This window comes from Bacillus sp. BC08 (assembly GCF_054326875.1).
The window spans coordinates 40,190-53,966 of the sequence record NZ_JBTGPA010000037.1 but is presented as its reverse complement, the minus strand read 5'-3'; the positions used below and the strand labels follow the sequence as shown (position 1 = coordinate 53,966).

Here is a 13,777-nt window from a genome sequence, read left to right as displayed (position 1 = left end):
ACCGCTCTAACTTCGTAACTAAATGAAATAAAAAAAGTGCAAGAAGAATACCCCTATTCTCCTTGCACTTTCTACTATTATCACAGTTATTAAAGCGTTTACAAATTATTTCAAAATAATTAGTAAATCCATTCATTCATTAATTTTGAGTAGTCAACTAATTCTTCTTCTTTAAAGAAAATAGCAATCTCGCGCTCTGCACTTTCTAACGAATCAGAACCATGGATAATGTTTTTCGCAACAGTTACACCGAAATCTCCACGAATTGTTCCAGGAGCTGCTTCATGTGGTCTTGTTTTACCCATCATGTTACGAGCTGTATCTACTACACCTTCACCTTGCCATACCATTGCGAATACAGGGCCAGATGTAATAAAGTCTACTAATTCACCAAAGAAAGGTTTTTCTGTGTGCTCAGCATAGTGTTGTCCAGCAATTTCCGGAGTTACTTGCATTAATTTTGCACCAACTAATTGAAAGCCCTTCTTCTCAAAACGAGCTACGATTTCCCCAATGAAGGCACGTTGTACACCGTCTGGTTTTACCATTAGAAATGTTTTTTCCATAAAAAATCTCTCCACTTCTGAATTATGTATGTAATTGTATATCCCCACACACATATTAACACCCTTATCACAATTGTGCAATAGTTTTGAAATAGAGAGATTATTTTATTTTTTAGAAAAAACACTAAAATTTTCGTTTTCCAATATACTTTGCTACATTTTGTAATGCATACTTCGCTTGCCCACGCGGGAGTGGTTTTATAATTTCTAATGCTTTATGTAAATAACGTTCACTAAATGCAAATGCTTTATCAATAGCGGTACTATTCTTTACAGCCTCAATAATTTCTTTCATTTCCTCCGCAGTTGTATTTTCATGTACAGATGTGATTTTTTTGCGAAGTATCGGATCTTCCATTGCGTATAGAGCAGGAAGCGTAATATTTCCTTGTAACAAATCACCACCAGCAGGTTTGCCCAGTTTCTCTTCTGTGGAAACGAAATCTAAAATGTCATCAATAATTTGATACGACATCCCTACAAAATATCCATACCAAAATAGTCGATTTACCGTATCACGATTAGCGCCAGCAGCAATTGCTCCTAGTTGACAACTCGCCGCAATTAATAATGCTGTTTTTCGCTTTATTCTTCTTAAATACGTTCGTAAATTTTGGTCATAATTGTATTTATCTTTAATTTGTTCAATTTCACCTTTACAAACTTCTAAAATGGTATGCGATAGCGCCTGATGCGCCTCTGGAATTTCGATATTTGTTATACATTCAAGAGACTTAGCAAATAGATAGTCCCCTGTATACATTGCAATACGATCTCCCCATTTCGCATTCACAGTTGCACTACCACGTCGTAAAAAAGCAGCATCAATAACATCATCGTGAACAAGAGAAGCCATATGAATAAGTTCTAACGCAACAGCTACATGCTTAATTGCATCTAACTTATAATCTCCAAACTTTCCCGCAAGCAACACAAATACAGGACGAATTCGCTTCCCACCAGCTTCAATAAGTTGTAATGCCGCTTCTTCTACTAATGGCTGTTCAGAAGCAACTGTCTTTTTTAATTCTTTTTCTATTACATTAATATCCGATCGTAAAAAAGAGTACATAAGTTGTAACTTCATATTGTTCACCTTAACCTAAAACTTCTTTTTTCTATTTTGATTCTGGTTTCATACCTAAATGCATCGCTGCTACCCCAAAAGTAAACGGCTTCACTTGTACACGCTCAAGTCCAGCTTTTTCAAACATTTTAGCCAATTCTTTCATACCTGGGAATGTACTAGCAGATTCTTGCAGCCATGAATATTCTTTATAACTTTTCGCAAATAACTTTCCAAATAACGGCATGATATATTTAAAGTATAAAATATATCCTTGTCGAAAACCAATCATTGTTGGTTGAGATGTTTCTAAACAAATTACTTTTCCACCTGGTTTTACTACACGCGTCATTTCTTTTAATACGTGCAAATAATCCGGTACGTTACGCAAACCAAATCCAATCGTTACATAATCAAATGTGTTATCTTCAAATGGAAGTTCCATTGCATTCCCGTGTAGAAGTTCTACTTGTTTTAATTGTAACGCCTCTACCTTTTGTTTACCGACAGATAACATATTTTCACTGAAGTCTAAACCAACAACCTTGCCCTGTTCACCTACTGCTCCAGCTAGCGCAATTGTCCAGTCCGCTGTCCCGCAGCAAACATCAAGTGCTTTACTACCTGGTTTTACATCCATAATGCGCATCGTCTCTTTACGCCACGCTTTATGTCTTTGAAAACTAATTACAGAATTCATTACATCGTATTTATCAGAGATTTTCTCAAATACATCATGTACTCTTTCTTCTTTTGATTGTTGCATGCTCGTACCTTCTTCCAATGTAAAATTGCTTATGTCTTCGATTTATCTCTTAACACAGAGTTTATTTCGCTTATATCTGTGTGGTTGTCCAAAAATTGATTTTCTTTCTTTCTGAGTTCCATCATCCATCCATTAATAACTGTTTCTACCTCCGCTTGATCCTTCATAATCCCTTGAACAGCTTGAAAAACAGGTGAATGTTGTTTTTCAGCATGCAGTTCACATTCTTTTTGAAGACGGTTTTTTCCGAGTACATACGTTATAAATGGCTTCCAATGCGATAAATGAAAATGATCACATGTTTTTTGCAAAAGTGCAGACTCAATCGCAACTACACTTTCCATTATGTCATCCATCGTTTCATGCGCTTTTTGATATAACATTATTTTGTGTTCATTAATTTCTTTAATTCCTTCAGCAAGCGCACGAATTAAAACAATATCACGATTCATAGACAATAAGTAATAATATAACCCGCTATAGTAATCACCAGCAAGTACTGTTAGCTGACGACGTTTATGCGATTCATTTGCTTCTTCCCCTGCTTTATTTGATACTCTTTCATGTGTATCAAGCGCAATTTGCACAAGCATAATCGTTACTACATAATGCTCAACTTGTTCTATATGTAAATTTGCACTTTTTAAAGCACCATATAACAATGCTATTTTCTCTTCATCAATAAATGGTTCTTCAATATAGTTTATAAAATAAGGATGGCGTAATTTCTCCATCAATTTCTCTCTTATACCCGCATACCCTCCGTAGATGTCACACACAAAAATCACCCTTGTTTTCTAATTCATAAAACTTATTATAACACATACATACTATTTTCTATAACCAAAACTTGGCTACTCTTTCCAAACTTCCACCGAACGAAATAACATATTCCATTCTTTTTAGTAGTCTTTCTATTCTCACTCTGCCTTGCTAAAACTATATCATTTATTTACATAAAAAAAAAAGAAAAGCAGTTTCCTACTTTTCTTTACTTCGATTTAATAAAAGATAAAATTTCACTACGCGCTGCAGCATCATTTTCTAGCACACCACGTACTGCTGTTGTTACTGTTTTCGCGCCTGGCTTTTTCACACCGCGCATCGTCATGCACATATGTTCCGCTTCTACTACTACCATTACACCATGCGGCTCTAGTACTTCCATAATAGAGTTCGCTACTGTTGATGTAATACGTTCTTGCAGTTGTGGACGACGTGCAATTGTATCTACAGTACGGGCTAATTTACTTAACCCTGTCACTTTTCCGCCTTGCGGAATATATGCAACGTGAGCAACTCCATAGAATGGAACTAAATGATGCTCACACATCGAATAAAACGGTATATCTTTTACTAGTACAAGCTCCTCGTGATCTTCTCCGAACACTTTATGCAAATGTTCTTTCGGATCTTCATGCATTCCTGCGAACACTTCTGCGTACATTTTTGCAACACGCTTTGGTGTATCAAGCACTCCCTCACGATTTGGGTCATCTCCGATTGCCTCTAAAATAAGGCGTACTGCATGTTCAATTTGTTCTAAATTAACTTTTGCCATCCGCTAGCCCTCCCGAAAACCTAAAAGTGATACGAACACATTCTAGCATATTTATGTTTTTAAAAGCAAAAAGAAGAGTTCCCAAAAGGAAACTCTTCTTCCCTGTTAATATGTAAGGATTATTTAACCGCATCTTTTAACGCTTTACCAGGTTTGAATGCAGGTACTTTACTTGCAGCGATTTCAATCTCCTCACCTGTTTGTGGGTTACGACCTTTACGAGCCGCACGCTCACGAACTTCGAAGTTACCGAATCCGATCAGTTGTACTTTATCACCTTGTTTTAAAGCTTCTAAGATAGAATCAAAAACAGCGTCTACTGCTTTTGTTGCGTCCTTTTTAGAAAGGGAACTTGCTTCTGCAACAGCATTGATTAAATCTGTCTTGTTCATGCCATTCACCTCCTCCCAAAGATAAGACTGTATAATGATCATAAAATGAGTCTTACTTTCATTTGTAGGCAATTTTTGCAAATTCTATACTACAAAGATGTAGATAAATCATTATCAACGCCTATATTATACGATTCTCCTTTATAATTCAATATTTTTAAGGAAATTGTTACTCTTAAAATGTGAAAATCTGATGAAACTTGACAATTTACAACAATATATTAGATAATGACTGTTTATTTTTCTATTCTATACACAAAAATCAAAAAAATCCCTCTGCAATGAGAGGGATTTTTTCTTATAATATAATCGCAATTAATCCGCCAGATCCTTCATTAATAATTCTTTCTAGCGTTTCTTTTAATTTATATCTCGCATTTTCTGGCATTAAAGATAGTTTCGCTTGTATGCCTTCTCGAACAATAGAGCTAAGCGAACGTCCGAATATATCAGAATTCCAAATTGATAATGGGTCATCTTCAAAATCCTGCATTAAGTAACGAACTAATTCTTCACTTTGCTTTTCAGTACCAATGATCGGCTCAAACGTTGACTCCACATCTACTTTAATCATATGAATAGATGGAGCTACCGCTTTTAATTTCACACCAAACCTTGAACCGTGACGAATAATTTCTGGCTCATCTAAGCTCATATCAGCTAACGCAGGCGCCGCTACACCATATCCTGTTTGCTTTACCATACGCAGGGCATCCGCCACTTGATCGTATTCTATTTTTGCATGAGATAAATCGAGCATAAGCTTCAATAAATGGTCTTTCCCTCTAATTTCCACTCCTACTACTTCTTTTAAAATTTGATCATATAATTCATCTGGCGCATATAAATCAATCTCTGCTACGCCTTGCCCCATATCAATGCCAGCTAGGCTCGCTCGATCAATGAATTCATACTGACTAAACTGCCAGACGACACGGTCCACATCACGAAGACGTTTTATATCCTTTACAGTCTCTTGAACAGCTTCTTGATAGCTTTGGCGTAACCAATGCCCTTCATTTAACACCATCACCCAGCTCGGAAGGTTAACATTCACTTCTAAAACCGGGAACTCAAATAACGCTTCTCGAAGCACATTGTACACATCTGTTTCCCTTAAACTCTCTACACTCATCGCAATAACTGGGATATCATATTCTTCAGATAAACTTTGGCGCAATTGCTCTGTATCTGGATGATACGGCTGTACAGTATTGATGATCATAATGAAAGGTTTTCCGACTTCTTTTAACTCATTTACTACGCGTTCTTCTGCCTCTATATAATCTCTTCTTGGAATTTCACCAATCGTTCCATCTGTTGTAATTACAACACCAATTGTGGAATGTTCTTGAATTACTTTACGTGTTCCGATTTCTGCAGCTTCATGGAATGGAATAGGTTCTTCATACCAAGGAGTATTAATCATGCGTGGGCCATTCTCATCTTCATAGCCTTTTGCTCCTGGAACCGTATATCCAACGCAATCTACCAATCGAATATTCACTTCAAGACCTTCATCTACTTCGATAGAAACCGCTTGGTTTGGAACAAACTTCGGTTCCGTCGTCATGATTGTACGACCAGCAGCACTTTGAGGCAGTTCATCTTGCGCCCTTTGACGGTCAGACTCATTCTCAATATTAGGAATAACTACAAGTTCCATAAATTTTTTAATGAATGTTGATTTCCCTGTTCGAACAGCTCCTACAACTCCAAAATAAATATCACCGCCTGTGCGTTCCGCAATATCTTTAAAAATATCTACCTTTTCCAAGTGATTCCCTCCCTCAATATTTTTGGGAATAATTCCACGTTTATAGTCAACTAATACCTTCTCTAACGTTGCCTATAATATCTGATATAATATAATGGTATTCTAGAAGTTCGGACAATATATCATATAATTTTGTCCAATTTCATATGACTATTAAAAAATACCTTTTGTTTGCATCGCAAGTTGTGTAACATAAAAAACCTTTCTTCTAGAACTTATTCACTAAAAGAAAGGTTCATGACTTATGATTTTAAAAAAATTGGTTCTCCATTTTTTACCGTATACGGTAAAGAATACGCAGGTACAAATGGAGAATCGTTCGAAAGTATATTCCGAATATCTTCCCCCTCCTTAAATTGACCTTCATTTTTTTTCAACGCTTCATATAAGTCGATTCGATAATCAACATAGATTTCTCCCTTTTCATTGATTACAAAAGGAAGCCCTTTACCAGAATACGGACTTGTCACTTGTGGTACATCTTTATATCCGAGTTTTTTGAAATCTAATTCATACACACCATCTGAAATTACCTTTTTAAAAGGTGGATATTGATGTTCATCCCGATACATCCTAAGCTTTAATGATAATTCCTGAATTTGTTCAGCCATCCTAACATCAATTAACTTTACTGTCGGGTTTGTTTCAACGTCTATTAATACGTATTGGTACACCCCTCCGCTTTCATACGCATTTCCTGGCGCTTCTTGTATGTAACGCGGAGCAATCTTTTGAAAATCGATTGGATACTTTTGATAAATAGGCGTATTCATATCCCGCGTCTTAATTGGCAATATCCCATCATTTTGCTCCTTAAATGTCGCTACAGCCTTTTGAACAACCTGTAGCTGATCTTCATAAGGAACAGCATTTTGTCTCATATTTTCTTTCGAATACAGACACCCCGTTAAAAGGCTCATACAACAAAATATTAAAATAATATGGACTTTTTTCACTAGCGATCACCTTTTCATACTAATATAACTTGCTCCGTATGTAACATTTTCGAGACCATCCCCTTTACTGCTGTACAGGTCCACTAAAAACAACAAGAAAAATAACAATTCCTGACACAATCATAAGGGTGTACGCTACTAATGCTGTAATCCCTTTCAAAAATTTATTCTTTATTTTGTATCTACTTAGTAAAATAAAACTTACTGCAAAAAACATAAATCCAATTGCCCCTAAAGCAAACCACATTTTTAAAAGCCCTTCTGACATATACACACCCCTTTTTATTAATCTATTTTTATACTATTTTAACAAATTAAAATCTTTAAACAAATACAAAAAGAATATTTTACTACAAATTACGAATATATAACTTTAATCAACAGGTTTTTTCGCATCTTCCACTAATCTAGATAAAAATAAAACCGAAGCGAGTGTATCTCTCGCTTCGGTTGACCAAATATGCCCAAAACAGCTCTATTCCAATACTTTCATGGCTATCATATGCAATCTACAAACTCTTTGTTTCTCATATATTTTATTTTTTAAACATTTTACTTAACGAACCAAAATCAGCGGGCATATTATTGTTAATGATCGCTTTTACAATTTGATCCTCTTGTTCTTTCGGCACTTCACGTCCTGCCATAAGAGCCACTTGATGAATCAATTGACGAAGCACAGTCTCATCACGTAAATTCGCATTTTGTACAGATGATGCTAATTTAAAAATATCTTCTTTATTCACTTTCGCTTCTTTTTCAATGTTATTAAAAATGTTATTATCCATTCTTTTCACCCTCTCCTCAAGTTACTCTTCATCCTATGCAAAAATAAAAAAATGGTGAAAATACCCAAAAAATAAAAAGCGACAGAAGTACAAATGTACTTCTGTCGCTTTTCTTTAAAGTAAGTCCGGTATAGCTTCCACTTCATGTTTTCGAACACGTCCCATCAATGAGCCTACTGCATCTTTCACATTATTCCCATTGAATAGCACGTCATATAAAGCAGCTGTAATCGGCATTTCAACTTCCATTTTCTCCGCTAATTCGTGAGCAGCTTTCGTTGTTCTTACACCTTCCACAACCATACCCATACTTTCTAACACTTCTTCTAAAGAGTGTCCTTTTCCAAGCATATTTCCAGCACGCCAATTTCGGCTATGAACACTTGTACAAGTTACAATTAAGTCTCCCATACCAGTTAGACCAGCAAACGTTAATGGATTTCCACCCATTTTTCTTCCTAAACGAGCAATCTCCGTTAAACCACGTGTCATTAATGCCGCTTTCGCATTATCACCTAATCCAAGTCCATCAGTTATCCCAGCAGCTAATGCGATAATATTTTTTAACGCACCACCAAGTTCAACTCCAACGATATCTGGATTTGTGTATACACGGAAGTAACTATTCATAAACAGGTCTTGTACTTCCTCAGCCGCTTCCATACGCTTTGCTGCAGACGTAACCGTCGTCTCTTGACGTAAACCGACTTCTTCAGCATGACTCGGTCCAGACAGTACAACAACGTCTTTAATCAAGTTCTCTGGAATTTCTTCCTCAATCACTTCCGAAATACGTTTTGACGTACCCGGTTCAATTCCTTTACTTGCATGAACCCAAGTAATCGGACCCGCTACATATTTCTTCATATCTTGCAATACTTCTCTATACGCTTTCGTTGGTACTACAAGAAGTACTACATTTACATCTACTAATGCTTCTTCTAAAGAAGAGTAGGCTACGATTGTGCTTGGCAATGTAATTCCTGGAAGGTATCGACTATTCTCATGTTTCGTATTAATCTCATCCATAAGTTCAGAGCGATTTCCCCAAATTCGTACATCATGTCCATTGTCAGCCAATACCATCGCTAACGCTGTTCCCCAGCTACCTGCTCCTACTACTGTGATTTTTGTCATAAAATCACATCCTCTCCATTAGTCTCTTGCTCTAGCGATAATGTGAATCGGCGTTCCTACAAAACCGAATGCTTCACGTAAACGATTCTTTAAGAAGCGCTCATATGAGAAGTGCATTAATTCTGTATCGTTTACAAATATAACAAATGTTGGTGGTTTTACCGCAACCTGTGTCGCATAGAAGATTTTCAGACGGCTACCATTATGAGTTGGCGTTGGATTCATGGCTACCGCATCCATAATTACATCATTTAATACGTTCGTTTGAATACGAATACTATGGCTTTCATTTACTTCATTAATAACTGGTAATAATGTTTGTGTACGTTTTTTCGTTTTCGCAGATAAGAATACAATCGGTGCGTACTCTAAAAATTGGAAATGAGCACGGATGTTTTCTTCAAATGCTTTCATTGTTTTTTCATCTTTTTTCACTGCATCCCATTTGTTTACGACGATAATAACAGCACGTCCTGAATCATGAGCATATCCAGCAATTTTTTTATCCTGTTCAATAATTCCTTCTTCTCCGTCTAAAACGACTAAAACAACGTCAGAACGTTCAATCGCTCTAAGTGCACGAAGTACACTATACTTTTCTGTGCTTTCGTATACTTTCCCTTTTTTACGCATACCAGCTGTATCGATGATTACATAATCTTGACCATCTTTACTATACGGCGTATCAACAGCATCACGTGTCGTTCCCGCTATATTACTTACAATTACACGTTCTTGACCAAGAAGTGCATTTACAAGTGATGATTTCCCTACATTTGGACGTCCAATTAAAGAGAAACGGATTGTTTCATCGTCGTACGCTTCTTCTTCAATCTTTGGAAAATGATTTGCAGCTTCATCTAACAAATCACCAAGTCCTAAACCGTGTGTACCTGAAATCGGGAATGGCTCGCCAAATCCTAATGCATAGAAATCATAAATATCACTACGCATTTCTGGATTATCAACCTTATTTACCGCAAGTACAATTGGTTTTTTAGAACGATATAAAATTTTAGCAACTTCTTCATCTGCTGCCGTTACACCATCGCGACCATTCGTCATAAAAATGATAACATCTGCTTCATCAATCGCTACTTCCGCTTGTTGACGAATTTGTGTCAAGAACGGCTCGTCTCCAATATCAATTCCACCTGTATCAATAATGTTAAACTCATGATTTAACCATTCTCCCGCACTATAAATACGGTCTCGCGTTATACCTGGTATATCTTCTACGATTGAAACTCTTTCTCCAACAATTCTATTGAAAATAGTAGATTTTCCTACGTTCGGGCGGCCTACTATTGCTATTACTGGTTTCGGCATATACTTTCATCCTTTCAACTTGCTTCTGTTTATTATGTAAAAAACCCTTCTTTGTGCAAGAAGGGATTTGCATTCCAGAATATTTCTCAACGTATCAAAACACCTCACATTATAACACACGTTGCTAATGTTTCACAATAATATATACATTCTCTTGTAAGCGATGCGCAATACCATCTAAAATCGCCTCTAAATTATTTGCAACAAATTCTAATTCCTCTGTCGATTCACAAGTAAACAAAGGGGCACCACCAGCAAATTTCTCCGGCGCTGTTGTAATAACCGCTAAAATTACACTTTCTAACATCATCCCTTATCTCCCCTTCCTTTCGGGGCTTCCGATGACATATGAACAGCACTTTCTAACGTCGGCACATTCCCTATGACACTTATCGCTTTCTCTGCATCTTGATCTTGTGGCAAGACGAAGATTCCAACCCTACCATCTTCTAAATCACGCTTTGCTAACGGCACAAGCGCCGGCGTACCAGAATCTCTATAAATCCCTAAAGCGACAGAAACATCATGTAAAATAGCCTGTCGTTGTCCTAAGTTTGAGATTGTCACCATCGCATCAATTGATTTCGGCCTTAAAATAAAGCCCATTCCATATTTCATAATTTCCTCTTGCCTTGCTGGCAATCCAATATTCATAATGTAAATATTATCAATATACAGCCCCGCTCCTTCAAAACGAAGTGGAACATGCTCGATATCAACAAGATCATGTAACCTTCTGCCCGACATTAATTTTTTCGCGATAAAAAATGCGATGATAGCCATAATTACTCCAGCAATCCATGAACGGAACCCTATATATGCAAATGTCGTTGCAAACGACGTTAACATCGCCAAATAGTTGCGACTTTCAAAAACTAATGCAATTCCTTCAATGTATGTATTTCCACGCGGTACAAGCTCATATCCATCTAATTGTTGAAGTGTATTTCTTTCCATATTACGCACATCACGAAACTGTGTTGCTGCTAATGTAAGAAACGTAATAGCAGAAAAATCTTTTTTCAAAATTGATGGAATCGCAATCGCACCTAAAGCCGCTGCAATTAACCCCATCGCAATGTGAATAATTTTCCCGTGGAGCCTCGTCGGATATTGCCGCGTATCTGTCCGGAGCATTAGCACTCTCGTTACTGTTCCCGCTATTACGCCGCATAAAATGGCCGGTGTATATTCAGTCATGTATTACCCTCGCCTTTCTTTTACGTGTTTTCCCTTTGAACTGTTCCATATATACTGATGCTTTTGCAATCCAAAACAAAATTGCCATGAACAATGTAGAAACGGCGACGATATCAAAAAACGCTAAACTACCGTATTCGTAAGGGAAGTGTAGTTTTCGAAAAATAAGTGTCACAAACAATTCTCCCTGTAACATTCCTACATAAAGAGAACATAATCGTAATATGCGGTCTTCGTGTAATAAAACCGATGCATACACAAGAGCACTACTTAACAAAAACACTCTGTCCACCACAATCCAAATTGGATCGTATACTTCTAACAAATGAAAACTTGTATATAACATTGCAATAATAAGTGCCGAAAGTAAGGTATATAATTTTTTCCAAATAGAATAGAGCGTGATTCCTATAAAAGCTACAATACAAAGCAAAAGTGCATTTACTGATACAGTGAATGAAGCAATCGTTACATGTAACGGAGAGCAAATAATAAAAATCAATATACAGGCGCTTAGCTTCCACCGAATAGAATCCTTTTTCATAAAAAAAGTTACGGCAATCCACCCTATCCAAGCTATAAAATAAAAAGTACTCCCTTCCATCATTTCACCTCCTATGTTTTCCATTATGGGAACTTTTTATGAAAGTTAATCCACTTTCTTCGCGCATAGTTTTTTCATATAACAGCAACACTTTTAATAAGGAGGTGCTATTCATTATGGGTAAAGATCGTCAAGAACGAAAACTAAGAGAATCACGCCGCGTTGAATCTGACCGTGATCAATCACTACAATATCCAGGTGCAACTGGACTAGATACACCAGAGCAAGCTCGCAAGCAGAATCAGCACTAATAAATACAAAAAGACGGTTTCGATATTGTACGAAACCGTCTTTTACATTTCACTTATATCGAAATAATATTCCATATATAAATCTTTCTAGAATTCATTTTTACCTCCACCTATTTTCTTTGGCAAAATTAAACCCTTTCCAATCATTCATCCGTATAATATCTACATTTTCCAACCTCTATTCCAGTCACAATTTTCACAAACTAATGTTTATATACATAATAATAATTTTATTTTTTATTTTGATAGAATATTAATTCATTCCTTACTTTATATTACTAAAAAAGAGAAAAAAACAAAAAAATCAACCAAACGGTTGATTTTTATCTTCTACTATAATGCGTCGTATCAATACCACGCTGCGTTAACCAATGATATGTTTCGCCCTTTACAACGAGAGGTACAGCCTGTAACTCTTCTATCGTCTTCGCACCAAGAGCCGTCATAATAAATTTTAAATCTGTATGTAAAAGATCAATTTCATCCACTAACTTCTCAATACCATCTTGCATTAAAATACGTAAAAAGTAACCAGCAAACGCAGTTGTATTCGCCCCTAATGCGATTGCTTTCGCTACGTCAAGTGCTGTTTGTATACCCCCAGATGCAATAAAAGAGAGGTTATTATTTGTAGAGGTTGCTTCAATAATCGAGGTAGCTGTTTGTATGCCCCAGTTATTAAAATAAGAAAGCATTCGCTGTCTTCTTTCATTTTCAACAGCAGCAAAATTCGTACCACCTTGTCCGCCAATATCAATTGCCGTTACACCTACGCTCGCTAACTGTTGCATTGTTTCCTTACTCATCCCAAATCCAACTTCTTTTACAATGACAGGAACTTTACTATTTAAAACAATTTTCTCAATGCGCTGAAGTACACCAGTAAAGTCACGGTCCCCTTCTGGCATCGTTAACTCTTGTATGACATTTAAATGAATTTGCAGTGCATTCGCTTCAATCATATCAACGGCACGCTCTGCCTGTTCGATAGTTGCCTCACTACCTAAATTAGCAAAGAAAATACCATTTGGGTTTACTTTTCTGATAATCCTATAAGAAGCAGCCTCACTTTCATCTTTTAACGCCGCCATTTGCGAACCTACAGCCATAGCAAGATTATGATGTTTCGCTACATATGCTAATTGCTCATTAATATGTAACGTTTTCTCTCCTCCACCACCAGTCATCGCATTGATAAAAATCGGCGAACTTAGTGAAAGTTCGCCGATTTTTGTTTCACATGTTATTGTGTCATAACTTGAATTTGGCAAACCTTGATGCACAAAATCAATATCATGAAAGCCATGCGTACGAGACTGACCAGTAGAAAGAGCGTATTCAATATGATCTAATTTACGTTTTGCCCTTACCACTTGTACCCCTC

The 13,777-nt window shown here is 36.7% G+C and carries 17 protein-coding genes; 1 reads left to right on the top strand and 16 read right to left on the bottom strand.

What is annotated here, in order from left to right; translation table 11 throughout:
* Positions 1–119: 119 nt before the first annotated feature.
* The 15 genes from ndk to ACXVYO_RS23860 form a co-directional block, all read right to left on the bottom strand.
* Positions 120–566 (bottom strand): nucleoside-diphosphate kinase, encoded by a 447-nt coding sequence (ndk, locus tag ACXVYO_RS23930; RefSeq protein WP_000415885.1) that lies wholly within the window; start codon positions 564–566, stop codon positions 120–122.
* Positions 567–690: 124 nt separating this feature from the next.
* Entirely contained in the window at positions 691–1,653 is a 963-nt protein-coding gene (gene hepT, locus ACXVYO_RS23925) for a heptaprenyl diphosphate synthase component II (RefSeq protein WP_458468664.1), read from the bottom strand.
* 31 nt (positions 1,654–1,684) lie between these two features.
* On the bottom strand, positions 1,685–2,398 hold the full coding sequence (gene menG / locus ACXVYO_RS23920) for a 2-heptaprenyl-1,4-naphthoquinone methyltransferase (RefSeq protein WP_327800791.1): 714 nt from the start codon (positions 2,396–2,398) through the stop codon (positions 1,685–1,687).
* A gap of 29 nt (positions 2,399–2,427) precedes the next feature.
* Positions 2,428–3,177: a heptaprenyl diphosphate synthase component 1 gene (locus ACXVYO_RS23915; RefSeq protein WP_458468663.1), complete on the bottom strand. Its 750-nt coding sequence runs from the start codon at positions 3,175–3,177 to the stop codon at positions 2,428–2,430.
* A 212-nt stretch (positions 3,178–3,389) separates the two neighbouring features.
* Positions 3,390–3,959: a GTP cyclohydrolase I FolE gene (gene folE / locus ACXVYO_RS23910; protein ID WP_001151477.1), complete on the bottom strand. Its 570-nt coding sequence runs from the start codon at positions 3,957–3,959 to the stop codon at positions 3,390–3,392.
* A gap of 119 nt (positions 3,960–4,078) precedes the next feature.
* Positions 4,079–4,351, bottom strand: coding sequence for an HU family DNA-binding protein (locus ACXVYO_RS23905; protein WP_001043860.1), 273 nt, complete (start codon positions 4,349–4,351; stop codon positions 4,079–4,081).
* Between the two features lie 298 nt (positions 4,352–4,649).
* Positions 4,650–6,128, bottom strand: coding sequence for a stage IV sporulation protein A (gene spoIVA / locus ACXVYO_RS23900; protein WP_000416519.1), 1,479 nt, complete (start codon positions 6,126–6,128; stop codon positions 4,650–4,652).
* A gap of 242 nt (positions 6,129–6,370) precedes the next feature.
* Complete coding sequence (locus tag ACXVYO_RS23895) at positions 6,371–7,084, bottom strand: hypothetical protein (protein ID WP_458468662.1); 714 nt, start codon at positions 7,082–7,084, stop codon at positions 6,371–6,373.
* Between the two features lie 64 nt (positions 7,085–7,148).
* The gene (locus ACXVYO_RS23890) at positions 7,149–7,352 is read right to left on the bottom strand and encodes a DUF2768 domain-containing protein (protein ID WP_001289002.1); all 204 of its coding nucleotides are present in this window, start codon (positions 7,350–7,352) and stop codon (positions 7,149–7,151) included.
* 268 nt (positions 7,353–7,620) lie between these two features.
* A complete protein-coding gene (locus ACXVYO_RS23885; RefSeq protein ID WP_000369753.1) occupies positions 7,621–7,872 on the bottom strand; it encodes a stage VI sporulation protein F in 252 nt (83 codons plus the stop codon).
* Positions 7,873–7,986: 114 nt separating this feature from the next.
* Complete coding sequence (locus ACXVYO_RS23880; RefSeq protein WP_000161774.1) at positions 7,987–9,009, bottom strand: NAD(P)H-dependent glycerol-3-phosphate dehydrogenase; 1,023 nt, start codon at positions 9,007–9,009, stop codon at positions 7,987–7,989.
* A gap of 18 nt (positions 9,010–9,027) precedes the next feature.
* A complete protein-coding gene (der, locus tag ACXVYO_RS23875; protein WP_001125888.1) occupies positions 9,028–10,338 on the bottom strand; it encodes a ribosome biogenesis GTPase Der in 1,311 nt (436 codons plus the stop codon).
* Between the two features lie 124 nt (positions 10,339–10,462).
* On the bottom strand, positions 10,463–10,648 hold the full coding sequence (locus ACXVYO_RS23870; RefSeq protein ID WP_061677809.1) for a capping complex subunit for YIEGIA: 186 nt from the start codon (positions 10,646–10,648) through the stop codon (positions 10,463–10,465).
* The gene (locus tag ACXVYO_RS23865; RefSeq protein WP_073517767.1) at positions 10,645–11,538 is read right to left on the bottom strand and encodes a YIEGIA family protein; all 894 of its coding nucleotides are present in this window, start codon (positions 11,536–11,538) and stop codon (positions 10,645–10,647) included. The genes ACXVYO_RS23870 and ACXVYO_RS23865 overlap by 4 nt, the downstream gene beginning before the upstream one ends.
* Entirely contained in the window at positions 11,531–12,142 is a 612-nt protein-coding gene (locus ACXVYO_RS23860; protein WP_458468661.1) for a YphA family membrane protein, read from the bottom strand. Before ACXVYO_RS23860 ends, ACXVYO_RS23865 begins: the two co-directional genes overlap by 8 nt.
* 116 nt (positions 12,143–12,258) lie before the next feature.
* On the opposite strand from ACXVYO_RS23860, the gene ACXVYO_RS23855 reads away from it, so the two are divergent.
* Positions 12,259–12,393, top strand: a complete 135-nt coding sequence (locus ACXVYO_RS23855) for a YpzI family protein (protein ID WP_000513900.1) — start codon at positions 12,259–12,261, stop codon at positions 12,391–12,393.
* A 323-nt stretch (positions 12,394–12,716) separates the two neighbouring features.
* Here the strand turns inward: ACXVYO_RS23855 and ACXVYO_RS23850 are convergent, their stop codons facing one another.
* Entirely contained in the window at positions 12,717–13,766 is a 1,050-nt protein-coding gene (locus tag ACXVYO_RS23850; RefSeq protein WP_458468660.1) for a type 2 isopentenyl-diphosphate Delta-isomerase, read from the bottom strand.
* Between the last annotated feature and the right edge of the window lie 11 nt (positions 13,767–13,777).

Coding starts and splice junctions, on each gene's coding strand:
- ndk (WP_000415885.1), bottom strand. CDS start 566: ATGGAAAAAACATTTCTAATGGTAAAACCAGACGGTGTACAACGTGCC.
- hepT (WP_458468664.1), bottom strand. CDS start 1,653: ATGAAGTTACAACTTATGTACTCTTTTTTACGATCGGATATTAATGTA.
- menG (WP_327800791.1), bottom strand. CDS start 2,398: ATGCAACAATCAAAAGAAGAAAGAGTACATGATGTATTTGAGAAAATC.
- folE (WP_001151477.1), bottom strand. CDS start 3,959: ATGGCAAAAGTTAATTTAGAACAAATTGAACATGCAGTACGCCTTATT.
- ACXVYO_RS23905 (WP_001043860.1), bottom strand. CDS start 4,351: ATGAACAAGACAGATTTAATCAATGCTGTTGCAGAAGCAAGTTCCCTT.
- ACXVYO_RS23890 (WP_001289002.1), bottom strand. CDS start 7,352: ATGTCAGAAGGGCTTTTAAAAATGTGGTTTGCTTTAGGGGCAATTGGA.
- ACXVYO_RS23885 (WP_000369753.1), bottom strand. CDS start 7,872: ATGGATAATAACATTTTTAATAACATTGAAAAAGAAGCGAAAGTGAAT.
- ACXVYO_RS23880 (WP_000161774.1), bottom strand. CDS start 9,009: ATGACAAAAATCACAGTAGTAGGAGCAGGTAGCTGGGGAACAGCGTTA.
- der (WP_001125888.1), bottom strand. CDS start 10,338: ATGCCGAAACCAGTAATAGCAATAGTAGGCCGCCCGAACGTAGGAAAA.
- ACXVYO_RS23870 (WP_061677809.1), bottom strand. CDS start 10,648: ATGATGTTAGAAAGTGTAATTTTAGCGGTTATTACAACAGCGCCGGAG.
- ACXVYO_RS23865 (WP_073517767.1), bottom strand. CDS start 11,538: ATGACTGAATATACACCGGCCATTTTATGCGGCGTAATAGCGGGAACA.
- ACXVYO_RS23860 (WP_458468661.1), bottom strand. CDS start 12,142: ATGGAAGGGAGTACTTTTTATTTTATAGCTTGGATAGGGTGGATTGCC.
- ACXVYO_RS23855 (WP_000513900.1), top strand. CDS start 12,259: ATGGGTAAAGATCGTCAAGAACGAAAACTAAGAGAATCACGCCGCGTT.